At 72.9% G+C, this 21,472-nt stretch carries 21 protein-coding genes and 1 pseudogene; 15 read left to right on the top strand and 7 right to left on the bottom strand.

The window, feature by feature from the left end:
- Window positions 1–87 precede the first annotated feature (87 nt).
- The 3 genes from ACFYPM_RS24110 to gltX are packed head-to-tail and all read left to right on the top strand — an operon-like array spanning window position 88 to window position 4,171.
- Entirely contained in the window at window positions 88–1,437 is a 1,350-nt protein-coding gene (locus ACFYPM_RS24110; RefSeq protein WP_387200942.1) for a GH1 family beta-glucosidase, read from the top strand.
- The gene (locus tag ACFYPM_RS24115; protein ID WP_387200945.1) at window positions 1,434–2,711 is read left to right on the top strand and encodes an MFS transporter; all 1,278 of its coding nucleotides are present in this window, start codon (window positions 1,434–1,436) and stop codon (window positions 2,709–2,711) included. The genes ACFYPM_RS24110 and ACFYPM_RS24115 overlap by 4 nt, the downstream gene beginning before the upstream one ends.
- A gap of 50 nt (window positions 2,712–2,761) precedes the next feature.
- A complete protein-coding gene (gene gltX / locus ACFYPM_RS24120; RefSeq protein WP_387200948.1) occupies window positions 2,762–4,171 on the top strand; it encodes a glutamate--tRNA ligase in 1,410 nt (469 codons plus the stop codon).
- 167 nt (window positions 4,172–4,338) lie between these two features.
- On the opposite strand, the gene ACFYPM_RS24125 is transcribed toward gltX, so the two are convergent.
- Window positions 4,339–4,953 carry a copper resistance protein CopC gene (locus ACFYPM_RS24125; RefSeq protein WP_387200951.1) on the bottom strand — a complete coding sequence of 205 codons (615 nt, stop codon included), beginning with the start codon at window positions 4,951–4,953 and terminating at the stop codon, window positions 4,339–4,341.
- A 240-nt stretch (window positions 4,954–5,193) separates the two neighbouring features.
- Here ACFYPM_RS24125 and ACFYPM_RS24130 point away from each other — a divergent pair, with 240 nt between their 5' ends.
- Window positions 5,194–5,844, top strand: coding sequence for a hypothetical protein (locus ACFYPM_RS24130; protein ID WP_387200954.1), 651 nt, complete (start codon window positions 5,194–5,196; stop codon window positions 5,842–5,844).
- A gap of 32 nt (window positions 5,845–5,876) precedes the next feature.
- On the opposite strand, the gene ACFYPM_RS24135 is transcribed toward ACFYPM_RS24130, so the two are convergent.
- Together ACFYPM_RS24135 and ACFYPM_RS24140 are read right to left on the bottom strand one after the other, a co-directional pair.
- Complete coding sequence (locus ACFYPM_RS24135; RefSeq protein WP_387200957.1) at window positions 5,877–6,197, bottom strand: hypothetical protein; 321 nt, start codon at window positions 6,195–6,197, stop codon at window positions 5,877–5,879.
- 156 nt (window positions 6,198–6,353) lie between these two features.
- Entirely contained in the window at window positions 6,354–6,500 is a 147-nt protein-coding gene (locus tag ACFYPM_RS24140; RefSeq protein ID WP_387200960.1) for a hypothetical protein, read from the bottom strand.
- Between ACFYPM_RS24140 and ACFYPM_RS24145 the strand changes: the two genes are divergently transcribed.
- From ACFYPM_RS24145 to fabF, 7 genes and pseudogenes are all read left to right on the top strand, one after another.
- Window positions 6,499–7,704, top strand: coding sequence for a sensor histidine kinase (locus tag ACFYPM_RS24145; RefSeq protein ID WP_387200963.1), 1,206 nt, complete (start codon window positions 6,499–6,501; stop codon window positions 7,702–7,704). The genes ACFYPM_RS24140 and ACFYPM_RS24145 overlap by 2 nt on opposite strands.
- The gene (locus ACFYPM_RS24150) at window positions 7,701–8,375 is read left to right on the top strand and encodes a response regulator (protein ID WP_387200966.1); all 675 of its coding nucleotides are present in this window, start codon (window positions 7,701–7,703) and stop codon (window positions 8,373–8,375) included. The genes ACFYPM_RS24145 and ACFYPM_RS24150 overlap by 4 nt, the downstream gene beginning before the upstream one ends.
- Before the next feature lie 18 nt (window positions 8,376–8,393).
- The gene (locus ACFYPM_RS24155) at window positions 8,394–9,710 is read left to right on the top strand and encodes a PucR family transcriptional regulator (RefSeq protein WP_387201314.1); all 1,317 of its coding nucleotides are present in this window, start codon (window positions 8,394–8,396) and stop codon (window positions 9,708–9,710) included.
- Window positions 9,711–9,788: 78 nt separating this feature from the next.
- Window positions 9,789–10,706 (top strand): annotated as a pseudogene (locus ACFYPM_RS24160) (ACP S-malonyltransferase); the annotation flags it as partial.
- Between the two features lie 5 nt (window positions 10,707–10,711).
- Window positions 10,712–11,656, top strand: a complete 945-nt coding sequence (locus tag ACFYPM_RS24165; RefSeq protein WP_357244847.1) for a beta-ketoacyl-ACP synthase III — start codon at window positions 10,712–10,714, stop codon at window positions 11,654–11,656.
- An 85-nt stretch (window positions 11,657–11,741) separates the two neighbouring features.
- Window positions 11,742–11,981, top strand: coding sequence for an acyl carrier protein (locus ACFYPM_RS24170; RefSeq protein ID WP_030330276.1), 240 nt, complete (start codon window positions 11,742–11,744; stop codon window positions 11,979–11,981).
- Window positions 11,982–11,983: 2 nt separating this feature from the next.
- Window positions 11,984–13,210 carry a beta-ketoacyl-ACP synthase II gene (fabF, locus tag ACFYPM_RS24175; RefSeq protein ID WP_387200971.1) on the top strand — a complete coding sequence of 409 codons (1,227 nt, stop codon included), beginning with the start codon at window positions 11,984–11,986 and terminating at the stop codon, window positions 13,208–13,210.
- Between the two features lie 48 nt (window positions 13,211–13,258).
- On the opposite strand, the gene ACFYPM_RS24180 is transcribed toward fabF, so the two are convergent.
- Window positions 13,259–13,477: a hypothetical protein gene (locus tag ACFYPM_RS24180; RefSeq protein ID WP_357244843.1), complete on the bottom strand. Its 219-nt coding sequence runs from the start codon at window positions 13,475–13,477 to the stop codon at window positions 13,259–13,261.
- 135 nt (window positions 13,478–13,612) lie between these two features.
- Between ACFYPM_RS24180 and ACFYPM_RS24185 the strand changes: the two genes are divergently transcribed.
- Window positions 13,613–14,278, top strand: coding sequence for a lipoprotein (locus tag ACFYPM_RS24185; protein ID WP_387200975.1), 666 nt, complete (start codon window positions 13,613–13,615; stop codon window positions 14,276–14,278).
- Between the two features lie 16 nt (window positions 14,279–14,294).
- Here ACFYPM_RS24185 and ACFYPM_RS24190 read toward each other — a convergent pair whose 3' ends face one another.
- Together ACFYPM_RS24190 and ACFYPM_RS24195 are read right to left on the bottom strand one after the other, a co-directional pair.
- Window positions 14,295–16,028, bottom strand: a complete 1,734-nt coding sequence (locus ACFYPM_RS24190) for a glycoside hydrolase family 3 protein (RefSeq protein WP_387200978.1) — start codon at window positions 16,026–16,028, stop codon at window positions 14,295–14,297.
- An 86-nt stretch (window positions 16,029–16,114) separates the two neighbouring features.
- Window positions 16,115–16,606, bottom strand: coding sequence for a DUF3145 domain-containing protein (locus ACFYPM_RS24195; protein ID WP_357244838.1), 492 nt, complete (start codon window positions 16,604–16,606; stop codon window positions 16,115–16,117).
- Between the two features lie 309 nt (window positions 16,607–16,915).
- On the opposite strand from ACFYPM_RS24195, the gene ACFYPM_RS24200 reads away from it, so the two are divergent.
- The gene (locus ACFYPM_RS24200; protein WP_387200981.1) at window positions 16,916–17,245 is read left to right on the top strand and encodes a hypothetical protein; all 330 of its coding nucleotides are present in this window, start codon (window positions 16,916–16,918) and stop codon (window positions 17,243–17,245) included.
- A 190-nt stretch (window positions 17,246–17,435) separates the two neighbouring features.
- Here the strand turns inward: ACFYPM_RS24200 and ACFYPM_RS24205 are convergent, their stop codons facing one another.
- Complete coding sequence (locus ACFYPM_RS24205; RefSeq protein ID WP_387200984.1) at window positions 17,436–18,062, bottom strand: carbonic anhydrase; 627 nt, start codon at window positions 18,060–18,062, stop codon at window positions 17,436–17,438.
- A gap of 159 nt (window positions 18,063–18,221) precedes the next feature.
- Here ACFYPM_RS24205 and ACFYPM_RS24210 point away from each other — a divergent pair, with 159 nt between their 5' ends.
- Window positions 18,222–19,169 carry an alpha/beta fold hydrolase gene (locus tag ACFYPM_RS24210; protein ID WP_387200988.1) on the top strand — a complete coding sequence of 316 codons (948 nt, stop codon included), beginning with the start codon at window positions 18,222–18,224 and terminating at the stop codon, window positions 19,167–19,169.
- Window positions 19,170–19,277: 108 nt separating this feature from the next.
- On the top strand, window positions 19,278–21,392 hold the full coding sequence (locus tag ACFYPM_RS24215) for a HelD family protein (protein ID WP_387200991.1): 2,115 nt from the start codon (window positions 19,278–19,280) through the stop codon (window positions 21,390–21,392).
- The last annotated feature ends 80 nt before the right edge of the window (window positions 21,393–21,472 follow it).

Below are 21,472 nucleotides of genomic sequence, written 5' to 3' on the forward strand. Positions count from 1 at the left end.
TTGCGGATTGCGCCAGGCCGGCCTATGGCGCATTGATGGAGAGCGCCCTAAAGTCCCGAGCACGTTTCACGTTGACCGGGAGGGCGCATGTCGACCGCACCGATGCCGGGGTTCCCCGCCGGCTTCCGTTGGGGCGTATCCACCTCGGCCCACCAGATCGAGGGCGCCGCCACGGCCGGCGGTCGCGGACCGTCCATCTGGGACACGTTCGCCCACTCCCCCGGACGGATCAGCGACCGCAGCAGCGGCGAGGTCGCCTGCGACCACTACCACCGGTACGCCGAGGACGTCGCGCTGATGTCCGGCCTCGGCGTCGGCGCGTACCGGTTCTCCATCGCCTGGCCCCGGGTGCGGCCCACCGGCACCGGCCCGACCAACCCGGGCGGCCTGGACTTCTACGACCGCCTGGTGGACGAGTTGCTGACCGCCGGCGTCGACCCGGTGGCGACCCTCTACCACTGGGACCTGCCGCAACCACTCGAGGACGCCGGCGGCTGGCTGCACCGCGACACCGCCGCCAGGTTCGCCGAGTACGCCGAGGAGACCGCCGCCCGGCTCGGCGACCGGGTCCGGCTCTGGATCACCCTGAACGAGCCGTTCATCCACATGAGCCTCGGGTACGGCATGGGCGAGCACGCCCCCGGCCGGGCGCTGCTCTTCGACGCCTTCCCGGCCGCCCACCACCAACTGCTCGGACACGGGCTCGCGGTCGCCGCGCTGCGTGCCCACACCAGCAGCCCGGTGGCGATCGCCAACAACTACTCGCCGGTGCGGGTGCTCGGCGACAGCGACGTCGACCGGGCCGCCGGGGCGGCGTACGAGGCGCTGCACAACCGGCTCTTCACCGACCCGCTGCTCGGCCGCGGCTACCCGGAGCTGCCCGGCCTCGACCCGAGCGTCATCCACCCCGGCGACCTCGACACCATCGCCGCGCCGATCGACGTGCTGGGGGTCAACTACTACAACCCCACCGGCGTACGGGCCGCCGAGCAGGGTTCGCCACTGCCGTTCGACCTGGTGCCGCTGGACGGCTACCCACGCACCGCCTTCGGCTGGCCGGTGGCCCCCGACGGGCTGCGCGAGCTGCTCGGCTGGCTCCGCGACACCTACGGCGACGCCCTGCCGCCCATCGAGATCACCGAGAGCGGCTGCGCGTACGACGACGCACCGGACGCCGACGGGCAGGTGGCCGACCCGGAGCGGATCGCGTACCTGGACGGGCACCTGCGGGCGGTCCGGGCCGCCATCGACGACGGGGTGGACGTCCGCGGGTACTTCGTCTGGTCGCTGCTGGACAACTGGGAGTGGGCCGAGGGGTTCACCAAGCGCTTCGGTCTGGTGCACGTCGACTACGCCACCCAGACACGTACGCCGAAGTCGTCGTACACCTGGTTGCGGGACGTGATCGCGGCCTCCCGGGACGGGTCGGCGCGGTGACCACCCTCGACCCGACGCCGGCGTCGCTGCCGGCCGCACTCGCCGAGCCGAGCGTGCCGGTGCGGCGCGGCTGGATCGGTCTGATCTTCGCGGCCAACCTCGGGGTGTGGATGGCGTTCTTCACGCCCATCCAGGTGCTGCTACCGCAACAGATCGAGCAGATCGCGCCCGGCGACAAGGAGAACATGCTGGCGGTGGTCACCGGTCTCGGCGCCCTGGCCGCGGTGCTCGCCAACCCTCTCGCGGGGGCGTACTCCGACCGGACCTGCCTGCGGATCGCCGGCCGGGAGTTCGGCCGCCGGCACGTCTGGACCGCGGGCGGGGCGCTGCTCGGCGCGGTGGCCCTGGTGCTGCTGGCCCAGCAGCGGACCATCCTCGGGGTGGCCCTCGGCTGGGTGGCGGCGCAGGTCTGCTTCAACGCGATGCTGGCCAGCCTCAGCGCGGCCATCCCGGACCGGGTGCCGGTCACCCAACGCGGCGGCGTCTCGGGGTGGGTGGGCATCCCGCAGGCGCTCGGGCTGGTGCTCGGCGCGGTGCTGGTCACGGCCGTGGTCACCGGCAACGCGGCCGGCTACCTGGCCATCGCGGTGGCCATGCTGGTGCTGTCGCTGCCGTTCGCGCTGTTCACTCCCGACGAACCGCTGCCGCGTACGCATCGGCCCGTGGTACGCACGCGGGCGCTGCTGGCCTCGATGTGGATCAGCCCGCGTCGACACCCGGACTTCGCCTGGGCCTGGATCACGCGGTTCCTGGTCCAGCTCGGCAACGCGTTGGGCACCCTCTACCTGCTGTACTTCCTCACCGACGGGGTGCGCCACCCCGATCCCGAGGGTGGGCTGCTGGTGCTGATCCTGCTCTACACGCTCGGCATGATGCTGACCGCGGTGGTCGCCGGCCGGCTCTCGGACCGCTCCGGGCGCCGCAAGATCTACGTCATCGTGTCCGGGCTGATCATGGCGGTGGCGGCGCTGCTGCTCGCGGTCGCGCCGGTCTGGCCGATGGCGATCGTCGCCGCGCTGCTGCTCGGCGCCGGCTACGGCGTCTACCTCGCGGTGGACGCCGCGTTGATCACCCAGGTGCTGCCCCGGGCCACCGACCGGGCCAAGGACCTGGGCGTGATCAACATCGCGAACTCGGCGCCGCAGGTGCTCGGCCCAGCCCTGTCCGCCCCGCTCGTGGTGTACCTGGGCGGTTACCCCACGCTCTACGCGGTCACCGCCGTGGTCACTCTGGTCGGCAGCGCCCTGGTGGTGAAGATCCGCTCGGTGCCGTGAGTCGAGGCCCCTGGCGGAATGCGGTCGCGGGCCGCCGTAGGCTGGGGGACGTGACGGTACGTGTGCGCTTCGCCCCCTCCCCGACCGGTATGTTCCACGTCGGCGGTGCCCGCTCGGCGCTGCAGAACTGGATCTACGCCAAGCAGCAGGGCGGGGTGTTCGTGCTGCGCGTCGAGGACACCGACGCGGCGCGCAACAAGCCCGAGTGGACCGAGGGCATCCTCTCCGCGCTGGACTGGATCGGCATCTCCCGGGGCAGCTACGAGGGTCCGTACTTCCAGTCGGAGAACGCCGGCGAGCACCGGGCCGCCGCCGCTCGCCTCTACGACTCGGGCCGCGCCTACTACTGCGACTGCACCCGCGAGGACGTGCAGGCCCGCACCGGCTCCCAGTACCAGGGCTACGACGGCTACCACCGCGACCGTGGCCTCGGCCCGGGTCCGGGGCACGCACTGCGCTTCCGGACCCCCGACGAGGGCACGACAGTGGTGGTCGACCTGATCCGCGGTGAGCCCACCTTCGAGAACAAGCTCATCGAGGACTTCGTCATCGCCCGCGGCGACGGCTCGCCGGTCTTCCTGCTGGCCAACGTCGTCGACGACATGAGCATGGGCATCACCCACGTGATCCGGGCCGAGGAGCACCTGCCCAACACGCCCAAGCAGCAGTTGCTCTGGGACGCCCTCGGGGTCAAGCCGCCGATCTGGGCGCACGTGCCGGTGGTGGTCAACGAGAAGCGGCAGAAACTCTCCAAGCGCCGGGACAAGGTCGCCCTGGAGGCGTACCGCGACGAGGGCTACCTCGCCGGCGCGATGCGCAACTACCTGATGCTGCTCGGCTGGGCACCCTCCGGCGACCGGGAGATCGTCCCCTGGTCGGTCATCGAGGACGAGTTCCGGCTGGAGGAGGTCAACCCCTCCCCCGCGTTCTTCGACGAGAAAAAGCTGCGCGCGTTCAACGGCGAGTACATTCGCGCGCTGCCCGTGTCCGACTTCATCGATGCCTGCCAGCCGTGGCTGACCGGCACCGGGACCATCGCGCCGCCGCCGTGGCGGCCGGAGGAGTACGACGCCGACGCGTTCGCCGCGGTCGCTCCGCTGGCCCAGACCCGGCTCGCGGTGCTCAGCGAGATCGTGCCGAACGTCGACTTCCTGTTCCTCGCCTCCCCGCTGATCGACGAGGCCGCCTGGGCCAAGACGATGAAGGACGGCTCGGCGGAACTGCTGGACGAGGCCATCGCGGCGTTCGAGGCGTTGGAGTCGTGGGACGCCGACGCGCTGAAGTCGACGCTGGAGGCGGTCGGCGCCGAGCGTGGCCTCAAGCTCGGCAAGACACAGGCGCCGGTACGCGTCGCGGTCACCGGCCGCACCGTGGGCCTGCCGCTGTTCGAGTCGCTGGAGGTGCTCGGTCGCGAGCGCACCCTGACCCGGATGCGCGCCGCCCGACTCCGCCTGGTCTGACAGCCGCAATCACGCCCGGTGCGCCGGGGTAGCCGGCCCTACCTGCCTCGTCGCCTTTGCTCTGCTCCAACCGGCGCACCAGAAACCTGCGCCGAGTGTCGCGTGTGTTGAAGCAGAGCAAAGGTGACAACCGGGTGTCCGAGGGTGGCGCAGTCCTTGGGTCGGGCTCAGCCGCGGGAGGCCCGCCGGCGAATCAGCAGGCCGCCCACCAGGGCCGCGAGCAGCACCAGCGTGCCGAGCGCCCAGAGCCACAGACGCTGGGCGGAATCGGCGCGCTCCTGCGCCCGTGGCACGACCGCCGTCGGGGTGACGTCCGGTGCTGCCGACGCCGGCCCGGCCGACGGCGAGCCGACCACAGCACCAGGCGTCACGGCAGTGCCATCACCCGTCGGCGGCAGGGCGGACGGGCTCGCGGCCGTCCCGGTGGTGAGGGTGAAGCGCACCTCGCCCTTCACCGGGTGCCCGTCGCTGGACGCGAGCTGGTAGCCGACGATGTAGAGCCCCGCGGCCGCCGGCGTGAACGGCACTCGCACCCGCTTGCCGGCGAAGACGGGCGGGCCGCCAGCGACCACATTGTCCGGTCCCGTTATTGTGATCTTCGTCGTAGCCGGTGCGGGCGTGGCGAGGAACCGCAGCTCGATCCGGGCGGGCGCCGTCGCCACTCGGGCACCATCGCGCGGGTCGCTGCCGGTCAGCGAGTTGTGCGCGGCGGCCGGAGTGGCCGGCACCAGAAACGACACACCGAACGCCACGCCGAGCACCACTGGCACGACCCGCGCCATACGTGTAACCCTGCCCCCCATGAACCCCTCCGTAAGGGTACGATCCGCCCGCTGATCAAACGGCTCCTCATTAGTCGAGCAGAGATCGCAGATAGTTCCAATTACTGTTCCACAAGCTGCAACGCATCGACGTTCTGCGGAGTCTGTAGGTGTAGGACCGACCCTCTGGTCGGCGTCGCATCGGCAGACCGCTCCAGGCGTCACACCGAAGCCATCCATCGAACGGGGCGAGGAGGCGGGATGGTCCGACACATGAGGCGGTTGGCCACCGTGGTGGTGGGCGCGCTGGCGACGGCGCTGCTGTCGTTCGGCACCCCCGGCCCGGCCTCGGCGGCGCCGAACCCGGCACCAGCCGGGGTGGACATCACCGGTGTGGGCCTCGACGCGCCGCTGCGCTTGCGCGCGGACACGCAGCCCGCCCATGTCGGCGCGGTCATCGACCAGGTCAACTTCCTCGGGCAGACCGGCATGCGGACCGGGCCGAAGCCGGCCGACCTCGGTCCGAAGTACACGGTCGTGGTGTTCGCCGGTGAGACGGCGCAGCAGACGTACGATCTCTATCCCAAGGCGGTCGGTGGCCCGCGGGTCTACCGACCGGCGAAGCAGCCGGACGCACGCAAGATCAGTGCTGGCTGGTTCCTGGGTCGGCTCAGCATGTCCGAGACCCTGCGCACCGCCGGCGTGCCGCTGGAGCGGCAGTTCGACACGGTCAGTGGCGGCGCGGGCGGTGGCGAGCGGGTGCTCCCGGAGGACACGCTCGACCCGGCGAAGGACCTCGACGACGCGCTCGGCGATCTGCAGCGCCTGCTGCTGCTCAACGTCGGAGTGATGCTGACGATCACAGTCGGCCTCGCCGGGATCGCCCTGCTGATCCGCCGTCGTACCCGTTAGCTCCGGGCCGCCGTCGCCGAGGCGCCGGGGGCTCAGCACCAGCGGCGCGGTGGCCGCTCCCGGCGGGTGGCGCGTCGGCGCGGCCGGACCGGACCGTGCCGATGGGCCCCGGCCCAGCCGGCAAGGTCGCTGAGGCAACCAGCGGGGACGTCCGCGTCGGGCTCGCTCCGAGCGGGCGGCTCGGCGGAGCGCTGACGCGGGAGGGTGGACTCGTCGTCGCCGAACGGCTCGACCGGGTGCGACGGCGCGCCGGCGGTCGGCCGACGGTGCTTGCCACTCACCAGCGGGTCGTGGTGCCCAGGCCGGCAGGACTCGCCCTGGGCGCAGCCGTGCTCGGCCTCCCCGTGCGCCATTCCCGGTCTCCTCACGCTCGCCTCACCCGCGGGTGCTCCCCCGACGTGCCCCTGTCACCGTACTGGCCGGGACCGACGGGCCGCGCGCAGCGTACCCGGGGTCGGCATCGGCCAGCTCACGCAGCCGACGGCGAGCGCGGAACCCGGTCGCGCAGTTCACACCTTCTTTTCGTGCCGTTCACGCGGCGGCCGCAACCCGGTCGGGCCGTGCTCGGCGTACGCCTTTCGGCGCATGTCGGTGCCGTCGGGCTCCTTCTCCGGGCGGTGTCGAAGCGTCGGGGGCTGTGGTGGGATCGGGGGCATGCGACCGCCACCGTGGCTCGGCTCCGGCACCCTCGGCCGCGACCTCGCGCTCGCCGCCGCGTCGCTGGCCGGCGGCCTGGTCCTCTACGCCCTGGGTTGGCAGCCGCAGGTCCGTCCGCACACGGGCGTGCCGTCGGCGCTGTTCCTGCCGCCGCTGCTGGTGATGTGCGCCGCCGTGGGCATGCGTCGGGTGGCCCCACGCGCCAGCCTGGCCGTGGGCACCGGGGCGTTGGTGGTGGACACCGCGCTCGGCAACTCGCTGGGCGCGGTCCTGGTCTACACGCAGGTGCTCTACGACGCCTGCGTGTACGGCCCGCCCCGGCTGTGGCGTTGGCTGCTGCGGGTGACCATCGGACTGAGCCTGTTCGGTGCCGTCGTCGGCGTAATCTCCCTCGACAACTGGCGCGGCGTCACCATCGGGGTGCTGGTGGTGCTCGCTGGGCTGCTGCCGGTCCTGACCGGGATCAGCGTGCGTCAGTACCGCGACCAGGCCGCCGCCGAACGGGCGCGGGCCGAGCAGACCGCCCGGCTGGCCGAACTGGACCGCCAGCAGGCGGTCAGCGCCGAACGGGCCCGGATGGCCCGGGAGCTGCACGACGTCGTCGCCAACCACCTCAGCGCGGTCGCCATCCACGCCACCGCCGTGCTGTCCGTACCCGGCCTGGATCGCGGTCAGATCTCCTCGGCGTTACGGGTGATCCGGGAGAGCAGCGTGCAGGGCCTGGCCGAGATGCGTCAGATGATCGAGGTGCTGCGGGAGCCGACCACCGGCGACGGGACGGATTCCGCGGGCGACGGCCCGGCGCTGCCGGAGGTGGTCACCGCGCGGCTCGCCGAGACGGACGGGTTGGTCGAGCGGATCCGGGCCGCCGGCCTCGCCGTGCGGGTGCGCACCGCCGGCACCCCCGGCCCGCTGCCGGTGGGGGTGGACCTCGCCGCGTACCGGATCGTGCAGGAGTCGCTGACCAACGCGCTCAAGCACGGCACGGGTGAGGCGGAGCTGACCATCGCGTACCAGCCGTCGGAGGTGGTGGTGACGGTCGAGAATCCGGTGCGTTCGCCCGGTGCCGGGTTGCCGGGCGCCGGAGCCGGGCTGATCGGGATGCGGGAGCGGGCCACGCTGCTGGCCGGGCGGTTCACCGCCGGGCCGCAGGACGGGCGCTGGCAGGTCCGGGCCGCCCTGCCCACCGGGGAGGTCGGGTGACCGGGCCGGCGGCCGACGCGACTGTGCGGGTGGTGCTTGCCGACGACCAGCCGGCGGTACGCGCCGGCCTGGCCCTGATCCTGGGCGCCGCCCCCGGCCTGACGGTGGTCGGCGAGGCGGCCGACGGCGACGAGGCGGTCCGGCTGTGCCGGGAGTTGCGCCCGGACGTGGCCGTGCTGGACGTTCGCATGCCCCGCCGGGACGGGATCTCCGCGACCCGGGCGATCGTCGCCGAACTGCTCGCCGACGTGCTGGTGCTCACCACCTTCGACCTCGACGAGTACGTCTTCGGCGCGCTGCGCGCCGGCGCGGCCGGGTTCCTGCTCAAGGACACCGACGCCGAGGGCCTGGTGGCCGCGGTGCGGACGGTGGCGAGCGGCGACGGATTCATCGCCCCTGCGGTGACCCGCCGGTTGATCGCCGCCTTCGCGGCCACCGCACCGGGCGCGTCGGCGGACACCCGGGCCGCCCTGGGCACCCTCACCCCGCGGGAACGTGACGTGTTGGCCTGCCTCGGCCTGGGCCTGTCCAACCAGCAGATCGCCGACCGGCTGGCGACGGCGGAGAGCACCACCAAGACGCACGTGAGCCGGATCCTGACGAAGCTGGGGCTGCGCAGCCGGGTGCAGGCCGCGATCCTGGCCCAGGAGCTGGGCCTGCCGCCACCGTGACCCACCCGTGGCGGCCCGCTGACCGGTGCCGACGTGGTTGGCCTGGTCACGACATGTCAGGCTAGGGCGGTGAGTACGCCCGGGGGTGGAGAGCTGGCGGCCACGCTGCGCCGGATCGAGCGTTCGGCGGGGGCGTTGGCCACCTCCAGCGTGGCCCGGATGGAAGAGACGCTGCCGTGGTTCCGGGCGCTTCCGGCCGACCAGCGTTCCTGGGTGATGCTGGTGGCCCAGGCGGGCGCCCGGTCGCTGGTGCAGTGGTTGAGCGAGGGTGGCGGCACCGCGGACAGCACCCAGGAGGTCTCGGACGAGGTCTTCGCCGCCGCCCCGCAGGCGCTGGCCCGGTCGATCACCCTCCAGCAGACCGTCGCGTTGATCAAGGTGACCATCGACGTGGTCGAGGAGCAGGTGTCGCACCTGGCCGCCGAGGGTGAGGAGCAGCAGCTACGCGAAGCGGTGCTGCGCTTCTCCCGGGAGATCGCGTTCGCCGCCGCCCGGGTGTACGCGCGGGCGGCCGAGTCGCGCGGCGCGTGGGACGCCCGGTTGCAGGCCCTGCTCGTCGACGCGCTGTTGCGCGGTGACTCACCCGATGTGCTGGCCAGTCGGGCCGCCGCGCTCGGCTGGGCGGACGCGCCGCCGGTGGCGGTGGCGGTCGGTCGCTCCCCCGGCGGGGAGGTCTCCGCGGTGCTGCACGTGGTCTATCGGCAGGCCCGCCGGATCGGTGTGGAGGTGATCGGCGGGGTGCACGGCGACCGGTTGGTCATCGTGTTGGGCGGGGCGGCGGACCCGTTGACCGCCACCGCCAAGCTGCTCAGCGCGTTCGGTGACGGGCCGGTGGTGGTCGGTCCGGCCGTACCCAGTCTGGACGAGGCCACCGAGTCGGCGCGGGCCGCGTTGTCCGGCTTCCGGGCCGCGCCGGCCTGGCCCGGTGCTCCCCGCCCGGTGCCGGCCGCGGATCTGCTGCCGGAGCGGGCCCTGGCCGGCGACGCGGAGGCTCGTCGACGGTTGCGCCACGACGTGTACGCGACGCTGGTGCGCGCCGGCGGCGAGTTGCTGGCGACGCTCGACGCCTTCCTGGCCGCCGGTGGCACGCTGGAGAGCGCCGCCCGCGCGTTGTTCGTCCATCCGAACACGGTGCGTTACCGGCTGCGGCGGATCGCCGAGGTGACCGGCTTCTCGCCGCTGTCGCCCCGGGACGCGTTCGCGCTTCAGGTCGCGCTGACCGTGGGGCGGTTGGATCCGGTCGTCCCGCTCTCCTCCACCGTACCGACCCAGACAATGACCCCGGCTAACCGAAAAACGGCACAGAACGAGGATGATCCTCGCCGATTTTTGTAGGAAACCTCCAAAGGTTCTAGTGCGGTTTGGTCGAAGGCGGCACAGCGATACCCGCCCGAATCCGGGAGAGTCTTAGGCGTGCTCGCCGTACTTAGTCCCGGCCAGGGTTCTCAGAAACCCGGCTTCCTGACCCCCTGGCTCGACCTGACCGGCACCGAGGCGCGCCTGCGCGAGTGGTCGGCGTTGGCCGGGGTCGACCTGGTGCACCTGGGCACCACCGCCGACGCGGACGAGATCATGGACACCGCCCGCACCCAGCCGCTGCTGGTCGCCGCGGCGTTGCTCGCGGCCGAACACCTGCCCCTGGACGGCGTCGGACTCACCGCCGGGCACAGCGTCGGCGAGTTGGGTGCCGCCGCCGTCGCCGGCGTGCTGACCCCGGAAGCCGCGATCACCCTCGCCGGCGTACGGGGCCGGGAGATGGCCGCCGCCTGCGCGCTGGAGCCGACCGGAATGGCCGCCGTGCTGGGCGGCGACCCGGACGAGGTGCTCACCGCGATCACGACGCACGGGCTGTACCCGGCCAACCGCAACGGCGCCGGGCAGACCGTCGCCGCGGGCGCGCTGGACGGCCTCGACAAGCTCGCCGCCGAGCCGCCCGCCCGTACCCGGGTCATCCGACTCAAGGTGGCCGGCGCGTTCCACACCCCGTACATGGCCCCGGCCGAGACCGCGCTCGCCGCCGTCGCCGCCGAGATCACCCCCGCCGACCCGGTCCGGATCCTGCTGTCGAACCTCGACGGCACCGCCGTCGACAACGGGCCCGAGCTGGTGCGGCGCCTGGTCCGCCAGGTCACCGCGCCGGTGCGCTGGGATCTGTGCATGCGTACGCTGGCCGACCTCGGGGTCACCGGCGTGATCGAACTACCACCGGCCGGCACTCTCGCCGGGCTGGTCAAGCGAGACCTCAAGGGCGAGTGCGCGCCGGAGATCGTCACCCTGAACACCCCGGACGACCTGCCGGCCGCACGGGACCTGATCGCCCGCATCGGAGGTCGTTCATGACTGGCAGTCGCATCGTCTCGATGGGGCACTACCAGCCGTCCCGGGTGGTGACCAACGACGACATCGCCCAGCTCGTCGACACCAACGACGAGTGGATCCGCGACCGCGTCGGCATCGTCAGCCGGCGGATCGCCGACACCGAGACGGTGGCCGACATGGCCGCCGCCGCCGCCGGCAAGGCGCTGGCCAACTCGGGTCTGAGCGCCGCCGACATCGACCTGGTCGTGGTCGCCACCTGCACGTCGATCGACCGCAGCCCCAACGTGGCCTGCCGGGTCGCCGCCAAGCTGGGCATCACCGCCCCGGGCGCGTACGACCTGAACACCGCCTGCTCGGGCTTCGCGTACGCGCTGGGCACCGTCGACCACGCCATCCGGGCCGGCGCGTCGCGCAACGCGATCGTCATCGGGGCGGAGAAGCTGTCCGACTTCACCGACTGGACCGACCGCTCCACCTGCATCATCTTCGCCGACGGCGCCGGTGCGGCGGTGGTCACGGCCACCGCCGACGACGAGCCGTCCGGGATCGGGCCGGTGGTCTGGGGTTCGGTGCCGGAGAAGAGCGACGCGGTCCGCATCGAGGGCTGGCGCCCGTACGTCCAGCAGGAGGGGCAGGCGGTGTTCCGCTGGGCCACCACCGAGCTGGCGCCGCTCGCCCTGCAGGCCTGCGAGCGGGCCGGGGTCGACCCGTCGGAGCTGGCCGCGTTCGTGCCGCACCAGGCCAACTCCCGGATCATCGACGGCATCGCCAAGCGGCTCAACATCCCCAACGCGATCATCGCGAAGGACATCGTCGAGTCCGGCAACACCTCCGCCGCGAGCGTGCCGCTGGCCCTGTCCAAGCTGGTCGAGCGCCGGGAGGTGCCCTCGGGCGCACCGGTGCTGCTGTTCGGCTTCGGCGGCGGCCTGACCTACGCCGGTCAGGTCGTCCGCTGCCCCTGAAGACCCCCTTCGACGCGTACGCGTCGAGGAGTGGCGGTCGGCGACGCCGTCCGTCGGACAACCCCGATGAAAGGAACCAACCGCAATGACCCGTGACGAGATCACCACCGGCCTCGCCGAGATCCTCGAAGAGGTTGCCGGAGTGAACCCGGACGACGTGGCCGAGGGGAAGTCCTTCACCGACGACCTCGACGTCGACTCGCTCTCCATGGTCGAGGTCGTGGTGGCCGCCGAGGAGAAGTTCGGCGTCAAGATCCCGGACAACGAGGTGCAGAACCTCAAGACCGTCGGTGACGCCGTCAGCTACATCGCGGCCCAGTCCTGATCATGAGTCGTCCTGACGTCGTCGTCACCGGGCTCGGCGCGACGACCCCGCTCGGCGGGGACGTCGCGTCGACCTGGGACGCCATGCTCGCCGGCCGCTCCGGGGTGAGTGCCCTCACCCAGGAGTGGGCCGCGCAACTGCCGGTCCGGATCGCCGCCCAGTTGGCCGTGGACCCGTCCGAGGTGCTGGACCGGGTCCGACTGCGCCGACTGGACCGCTCCGAGGCGATCGCGATCATCGCGGCGCAACAGGCCTGGGCGGACGCCGGACTCGCCGGGTCCGACCTCGACGGGGAGCGGTTGGCCGTCAGCGTCGGCTCCGGCATCGGCGGTGCCACCACCCTGCTCGCCCAGGACGACATCCTCGAAGCGTCCGGGCCGCGGCGGGTGTCCCCGCACACCATCCCGATGCTGATGCCGAACGGTCCGGCCGCCTGGGTCGGGCTGGAGTTGGGCGCCAAGGCCGGTGTGCACGCGGTGGCCAGCGCCTGCGCCACCGGCGCCGAGGCGATCGCGCTCGGCCTGGACATCATCCGTTCCGGCCGGGCCGACGTGGTGGTGGCCGGCGGTACCGAGGCGGTCATCCACCCGCTGCCGATCGCCGGTTTCAGCTCGATGCGGGCCATGTCGACCCGCAACGACGACCCGGAGCGCGCCTCCCGCCCGTGGGACCGGGGCCGCGACGGCTTCGTCCTCGGTGAGGGTGCCGGCATCCTGGTGCTGGAGCGGGCCGAGCACGCCGCGGCCCGGGGCGCCCGGGTGTACGCGCGCCTCGCCGGGGCCGGCATCACCTCCGACGCGTACGACATCGTGCAGCCACACGCCGAGGGCGAGGGCGCCATCCGGGCCATCGCCAAGGCGATCGCGGACGCGGACGTGGCCAAGCGGGACATCGTGCACGTCAACGCGCACGCCACCTCGACGCCGATCGGTGACATGCTGGAGATCGGCGGGCTGCACAAGGCGCTCGGCGACCACCCGGTGCTGTCCGCGACGAAGTCGATGACCGGTCACCTGCTCGGTGCGGCCGGCGCGCTGGAGTCGATCGCCACCATCCTGGCGATCCGTGACAGCGTCGTGCCTCCGACGATCAATCTCGACGACCCGGAGCCCGGTCTCACGCTTGATGTCGCGGCGCACAAGGCCCGCCACATGGAGATCCCGGCCGCGTTGAACAACGCGTTCGGCTTCGGCGGCCACAACGTGGCGCTCGTCTTCGCCCGTCCCTGAGACGCTGCGCGCAGGGCCTCTCCTCGTCGAGGAGGGGCCCTGTGTCGTTCAGCCGCGGTTGCGGGGGTGCTGTTTCGCGGTGCGCTCGTTGCCGTGGCGGTAGTTGCCGGTCCAGCGGGCCATCACCAGCTGCGGGTCGTCGTCGACCTCGGCGAGGAACTCCGCGGCCCGAGCGCCGCGCAATGTGCCGGCGACCCGTCCGTGGTGGGTGATCACCACAGTGCCGTCCGCCCGTTGCGTGTGCCGGAATCCCGCTGCCTCTCCCATGCGGTGAGGTTGTCAGACCGAGCGGGGCGGCGGCGACCCGATTTCCGTCGCGCGGGCACATGATCCCCTGTTGACATGGAAACACCGCACGGATTGGATGGGCCGACTGTAGATCGATTGACGGGGATCACCACCATGCACACTCGTACCCGCGTCGCCGTGTCGGCGGCGCTCGCCCTCGGCCTGCTGGCCGGTTGCGGCGACGACGCCGCCACTCCCGCCCGGCCCGCGGCCGGCGGCCCGGCCCCGCAGGCCACGGGCGAGCCCTGGTACGACGAGGTGGCTCCGGCAGCGCCCAGCGGCACCGCCGGCGGCCAGGGTTCCCCCTGCCCGGTACCTGTGTCGTTTCCGCTGGCTGACGGGTGGACGGCCACGGCGATCGAGCCGCCCAAGGGTGAGCTGGCCGAACTGGTCGGCGAGGCGCTCACCAAGCGCGGCGGCACCACCGTGCGCTGCGAGGTGGACGGCCGGAAGGCCGGTGACGGGTTCCTGCGGATCTGGGCGGCGGACTCACCGACGGTCACCCCGCGCGCCGCGCTGGAGAGTTACGCCACCGGGGGCGGCGAGAAAGTTGCCGGCCAGCAGTTCCGCGACCTGCGCGCCGGCGGCTTCGACGGCACCGAGATGACCTGGCTCGCCACCGACGCGCTGGCCGAGGAGGAGTCGCGGAACTGGGCGCTGGCCGTCCAGTCGGCGGGTCAGACGCTGGTCTTCGAGGTCAGCGAGGGGCTGATCGCCGAACGGACCGACGTGCTGCCGGCGTACCGGCTCGCGGTGCGAGGGCTCGCGAAGAGCGAGTGAGGTGGGCGCCGAACGGTCAGGTGCGACAGGTCGTGGCAGGCAGTCCGGGGACGGTCACCGGGGACCGTCCGCCCGGCCGGGCCTTGCCGGCCAGCACGGCGGCCAGCCCGGTCATGGACGCCCGGCTGGAGGAGTAGGTGGCCAGCAGCGTCGGTGACGTCGCACCACTGAGCACGTACGGGGTGTCCATGGCGACCGTGACCGCCGCATCGGCGCGCAGGTCCTTGGCGCCGTCCCCGTAGCCCACCAGGTGCACGATCGTGCCGCCGCTGGGCTTGACCTGCACCCCGGCGGCGGTCAGCGCGGCGGTGAGCGCGGCGCGGGTGCCGTCCCGACCGCCGGAGGAGGTGACGGTGACCGGCCCGCGTACCGGGGCGCCGCAGGTGCCGCGCAGCACGGTGACGGCGGCGGCGGCCAGCGCGTCGGCCGCGGCGCGGTGAGCCGGGGCGTTGAGCGTGGACATCTGCGCGGCGGGGGTTTCCGCAAGCCGGAACTTCATGGTCAGCACCCGGGTGACCGCCTCGACCAGCCGGGTCCGGGGCAGCGACCCGCCGCGCAGGGCGGCGAGCAGCCCGTCGTACGCCTGAGGAACGTTCGGGGTCATCAGGATGAGGTCGTTGCCGGCGTTGAGCGCCCGGACCGCCGCCTCGCCGGGAGCCCAGCGCTTCGCGGGCGGCATGTTCATCCCGTCGGTGATCACCACGCCCTTGAAGCCGAGCTGACCGCGCAACACGTCGGTGAGCAGCTTGTGGGAGAACGTCGCCGGGGTCCCCGGGTCGATCGCGCGCGCGTCCAGGTGCCCGGACATCACCGCCATCGCCCCGGCGTCGATGCCGGCGGTGAACGGCGGCCAGGCGCCGCTCTGCAACGCCGCGGCCGACTGGGTGAGCACCGGCAGATCCTGGTGCGAGTCGTCGGCGCTGTGGCCGTGCCCGGGGAAGTGCTTCAGGGTGGCCGCGACACCTTCCGCCTGGAGGCCGCGGACGGCGCCACCCACCTGCGCCGCGGCCTGCTTCGGGTCGGCGCCGAAGGAACGGGAGCCGATCACGGTGCTGCGGGTGGCCAGCACGTCGGCCACCGGGGCGAAGTCGACGTTGATCCCCATCGCCGCCAGCTCGGCACCGGCGGCCCGCCAGGCGGCCTCGGTCAGTTTCGGGTCGCCAGCCGCGCCCGCCGCGAGGGCGCTGGGCAGCACGGTGACCCCTTCGGTCACCCGGGTGACGACGCCGTACTCCTGGTCGGTGCCGACCAGGAGTGGCGCGGGGCCGGCGGCGAGCCGACCGGCGGCGGCACGCAGCCCGCTGGTGAGTTCGTGCACCTGCTTCGGGTTGTCGACGTTCGTGGTCTCCTGGTTGCCCTTGGTCGGGTCGTCGGCGCTGAAGCCGACCAGGATCAGGCCGCCCAGCCGGTACTTGGTGATCATGTCGGCGGGGGTGTCGACCCCGGCGAGGGCCTGGTTGCCGGCGGCCGAGCCGGCGGAGACCTTCGTGGCCGAGTTGCCGTAGGCGTACGGCATCAGCACCTGACCGACAAGATCTTCGTCGGACAGCGTGGCGACAAGTGCCGCGGCACGGGCGGCGGGGTCGCTGGCCGGCGTCGCTGCGGGGGCGCTCGGGGCGGCGGACGCGCCGACCGGGCTGGCCGTCGGCGTGGGGCGCTCGGCGCTGCCCGAGCAGCCGGAGACGAGCAGGGCGGTCAGGGCGGCGACTGCGACGGTGGCGCGCCAGGGGCGATTCGACACGCCGCCCATCCCACCAGCTTCTCCCTTATCGGGGCAACTTGACCTTACCGGTCGCGGCCGGCCCGACGCCTACGGCCAGCGGACGGGCGACCGGGTCAGCCCACGCGGGTGAGCAAGGTCACCGGGGCGCCGTCGCCGGCGTACCGGTAGGGCTCCAGGTCGGCGTCCCACGCGGTGCCGAGCGCCTTGTCCAGAGCGTGTGCCAGCGCCTCGGGCGCCCGGGAGGCGACCATCAGGGCGCGGAGCCGGTCCTCGCCGAGCTGGATGTCTCCGGCCACGCCGACGGTGGCCCGGAACAGACCCCGCGCGGGCACGTACATGAACCGCTCGCCGTCGACACCGGGACTCGGCTCCTCGGTGACCTCGAAACGGATCATGGGCCACTGCCGGAGGGCAACAGCCAGCTCGGCGCCCGTCCCCGGACGACCGGTCCACCCGCACTCGGCCCGGCGTGCGCCGGGGTCGACGGGCTGAGCCGTCCACTGCAGGTTGACCGGCGCGGCTAGGACGCGCGCGATCGCCCACTCGACGTGTGAGCACACGGCGAGCGGGGTCGAGTGGACGTATACGACGCCACGCGTTGGCACGGTGACCTCCCGGGAGAGCGAGGTGCGTCTTCCCCTACGACCTCGTCCACCCAGGTGGCTGCTGCAACACATGATGACTCCTGTGACGCGTGGTGCGCCAGGGAATCGGAAAAAACGCCGGCTGGAATAGCCGGACGGGTGGCTGCGGTTACCTCTCAGGACACCGCGACGACCAGCATGATGTCGTGGTCCTGTACAGTTCCACCGGCGGCTTATGCCGCGTTCCATCTTCGCGGGCCGAGCGCAGTGTGGCCCGCACACAGCCCCCGGACGTCCAGTCCTCCCGTACGTCTTGCAAGGAGTACCTCCGTGGCGAGCAACACCTCTAAGACCGCGCGCGCGTCCGTCCGGGCCGGCCAGGCTGGCCAGGGTGGCGCCCTCAGCGTGCTGGGCGAGTTCAAGTACCTCATCCCGCTCAACGGCGGCAAGCACGCCTACGTGCGGAACCTGACCAACGGCAAGACCGCGCACCTGCGCACGGACTCCGACGCCTTCGTCGAGGAGATCCGCGTGCTGGCCGCCGCCGGCCACGCCACCAAGATCCGGGCCGAGATCAACAACCTGGCTGTCACCCACCCGGGTGACGGCTGGGAGGCCACCGAGAAGCGCCTGGTCGCGGCCGGTGTCTTCGAGGGCTGAGCCCTCCCCCACCGCATCATCGAAACCGCCCGTCGGGAGTTCCCGGCGGGCGGTTTCGCGTGTCCGGGGCGAGATCCACCCCGGCTTCCTGAAACCGGAGTGTCCCGGCAGGCCGGACACCCCGACCTCACGAAACCCGAGTCGATCACGCGCTCAGCGCGGGGGTCGGTCCGGCGGCGTCGGGGCGGGTTCAGCCCGGATCGAGCAGGGCGACCTCGCCGGTGGCCAGGTCGTAGAGGCCGCCGACCACGGCCACCCGACCGGCGGCGACCGGCCCGGCCAGCAGGTCGTCCTCGCGCAGGGTGCGCACCGTCCGGCGGACGTGCCGGCGGATCGCGAGCGGCAGCACCGCCGGGTCGCCCATCCCCACCCCGGTCACCGCCGGGGCGATCTCGTCCACCAGGTACGCCAGCGAGCCACCGGGGCGCTCACCAGCGCGCACCGCCGCCACCGTGGCCTCCACCGCGCCGCACCGCTCGTGCCCGAGGACCAGCACCAGCGGTACGCCGAGCTGACCGACCACGTACTCGATCGACCCGCACACCGCCCGGTCGAGGACGTGCCCACCGGTGCGGATCACGCAGATCGCGCCGAAGGTCTGGTCGAAGATCGCCTCCAGTGGCACCCGCGAGTCGATGCAGCCGAGCACCACGGCGTACGGCTGCTGGTCGCCCGAGGCGGCGGCCGCAGCGGCCGTGACGTCGTGCCCGTGGATCGGCTGCCCGCTGACGAACCGCCGGTTACCGGCGAGCAGGTCGGCCAGCGCGGCGCGAGGAGTGCCGCCGGCCTGCCGCCGCTGCCCCGACGCCTCGCCCATGGGCGCTCCCGACGACCCCATGTCGTCCAGCTTGGCCCGCCGTCGGGCCCCACGGGCGGGGTCGGGGAATGTCAGCCGCAGCGCGATTGGCGCGGTGTCCTGGCGGGTAGCCGGATACTGGCGGGACTGGTGGTGCCGGGTGGCCCTGGGGAGGTGACGATGCCGGAGCGCTTAGAGGTCGCAATGCCCGACGGTGTACGGCTCAACGTCGAGGCGACGGGGCCGACGGACGCCCAGGTCACCGCCGTCCTGTTGCACGGCTGGACGTTGGACGGGCGCGCCTGGCACCGGCAGGTAGACGCGCTCACCGCGGCGTCGGTCGGCGGGTCGGTGCGGGTGGTCACCTACGACGCGCGGGGCCACGGCCGGTCCAGCTGCATGGCGTTGCCCTCGGCCACCCTGGCCCAACTCGGCGACGACCTGGCCGCGGTGCTCGACACGGTGGCGCCGAGCGGCCGGGTGGTGCTGGTCGGGCACTCGATGGGCGGCATGACGATCATGGAGTACGCCCACCGCCACCCCACGCACTTCGCCGCCCGCACCGCCGGTCTGGTCTTCGTGTCCACCACCGCCGAGGGGCACACCCACACCGTCTACGGGCTCTCGCCGCGGATCGCCCGACTGATCCGGCTGGCCGAGACGACAGGCGCCGGCGTGCTGGCCCGGTGTGGCTCGTGGCGAGCGCCCCGGGCACTGCTGAACGCGCTGCAACCGAGCATCAGGTGGATGCTGTTCGGGGACCGCTGCGAGCCGGCCGACATCCGGCTGGTGACGTCGGCGGTGGCTCGTGCCTCGCTGCGCTCGATCGGCGGGTTCCGTGCCTCCATCGGCACCCAGCACCGACTGGACACCCTCGGCGCGTTGGCGCACCTGCCGGCCGCCGCCCTGGTCGGCGACCGGGACCGGCTGACCCCGCCGCCCTGCGCCGAGTCGATCGCGGCGGCCCTACCGGCCACCGAGCTGACCGTCTGCCCGGGCGCCGGGCACATGTTGATGATGGAGCGCCCGGACGAGGTCAACGCCGCGCTCACCGGCGTCCTGCGTCGGGTGTTCGCCGGGCCGACGCCCCCGATCGCCGCCGCGACCGCCGCCGGGACGGGCGTCTGAACGCGTTCCCGCACCTCGGGCGCGGCGGGCACGGCACGGGGCCGTACCCTTCTGCGGTTGGCTTGCGCGGTTTCCGCCGCCTGCCGGCGACCTTCGAAGGAGCGTGCGTTGACCGACCAGACCGGCCTGGAGCAGGAGATCGCCGTCGAGCAACGACACCTCGACCGGGTGTACGCCCGACTGGCCGAACTGCGGCGCTCGGCGGTCCGCGCCGAACGTGACGGCTACCGGATCGCCCGGGTGGGCACGTTCGGCGCGTTGGTGGAGCGCGACGCGATGGTCTTCCACGCGGCGCAGCGACGGCATGTCCTGGACGCCGAGTACGAGGGGTTGGTCTTCGGCCGGCTGGACCTGCGGGACCGGCAGGTGCTGCACGTGGGGCGACTCGGCATCCGCGACGAGGACACCACCACGCTCGTCGTCGACTGGCGGGCACCCGCCGCCGCCGCCTTCTACCAGGCCACGCCGGCGCAGCCGCTGGACGTGGTGCGTCGCCGCACGATCCAGTCCCGTGCCGAACGGGTCACCCGGATCGAGGACGACCTGCTGGACCCGACCGCCGCCCCGGAGGGGATGACTGTCGTCGGCGACGGCGCCCTGCTGGCCACCCTGACCAAGGCGACCGGCCGGGGCATGCGGGACATCGTGGCGACAATCCAGCGGGAGCAGGACGAGGCGATCCGCTCGCCCGGCTCCGGGGTGACGATCGTCGCGGGCGGCCCGGGCACCGGTAAGACCGCGGTCGCCCTGCACCGGGCGGCGTTCCTGCTCTATTCCGAGCGCAGCCGCTACGCCGGGGGCGGAATCCTGGTGGTCGGCCCGTCGGGGGTCTTCGTCGAGTACATCGCCTCGGTGCTGCCCTCGCTCGGTGAGGACACCGCCACCCTGCACTCGCTGGGCACGCTGTTTCCGGGGATGACCGCCACCCGCACCGACCCGCCCGAGGTGGCGGCGGTGAAGGGCTCGCTGCGGATGCGCCGGGTGCTGGAACGCGCGGTCCGGGACGCGGTGCCGGGCGGCCCGGGTGAGCTGCGGCTGCTCTACCGGGGCACGCTGCTGCGGCTGGATCGGGCCGAGCTGGACCGGATCCGGGACCGCGCGCTGCACCGTGGCGCCCGCCGCAACGAGGTGCGCCGGGCCGGCTTCGACGGGGTGTTCGCCGCGCTCTGGGCACAGGCCCGCGAGGTGGGCGTCCGCCTGCCGGACCAGCGGACCTTCGAGGCGGAGATCGCCGACCGGGCCGAGTTCCGCGAGTTTCTCAAGGCGTGGTGGCCCCGGCTGCACCCGCGGCACGTGCTCGGCTGGCTGGCCCGGCCGGAGCGGCTGCGCCGGTACGCGGGCGGGATCCTCTCCTCCGCGGAGGTCCGGCTGCTCGGCGCGGCGTACCGGAGCCTGGAATCCGACGGGTTGACCATCGCCGACATCGCGCTGCTCGACGAGTTGGACGCCCTGCTCGGCAAGCCGGCGCAGCCGGCCAAGGCCCGCCGCGACCCGTTCCAGCTCGCTGGCGGCGTACGCGAGCTGACCACCGCGAGCGAGCGGCAGCGGGCGGCCCGCGCGGCGGCCCGGGAGCGTCCGGAGGACTACCGGGACTACGCGCACGTGGTGGTGGACGAGGCACAGGACGTCTCGCCGATGCAGTGGCGGATGGTCGGACGGCGCGGCAGCCTGGCCTCCTGGACGGTGGTGGGTGACCCCGCGCAGACCGCCTGGACCGGCGATCCGGAGGAGCTGACCCGAGCCCGGGACCAGGCGCTGGGCCGGCGTAAGCGGCACGATTTCACGCTCACCACCAACTACCGCAACTCCTCGGAGATCTTCGCGGTGGCGGCGGCGGAGATCCGCCGGCTCTACCCCGACCTACCGCTGCCGACCGCCGTGCGCTCCACCGGGGTCGATCCGGTCGAGTTGGTGGTGCCCGCAAGCGGGTTGGAGACCGCCGTCGTGAAGGCGGCCGCCGGGCTGCTGGCCGAGGTGGAGGGCACGGTCGGGGTGATCACGCCGGTCCCCCGCCGCGACGAGGTCGCCGGTTGGCTCGCCGCGCTCGACGCGCCGCGCCTACAGGTGGTGACGAGCCTGGAGGCCAAGGGCATGGAGTACGACGGGGTCGTGCTCGTCGCTCCGAGCGAGATCCGGGCGGATCCGGGTGCGGGGGTACGCACCCTGTACGTGGCCCTTTCCCGGGCCACGCAACGGCTCACCACGATCGATCCAACCGGCTGATTCGGCGCGCCTCGCGGGGCGGACCAGCGGTCCGCGTCACACTTGCATACATAGCGATGTGAGCATACATTTGACCGGGC

The organism is Micromonospora sp. NPDC005203, assembly GCF_042872705.1.
In the GTDB taxonomy this organism is placed as follows: domain Bacteria; phylum Actinomycetota; class Actinomycetes; order Mycobacteriales; family Micromonosporaceae; genus Micromonospora.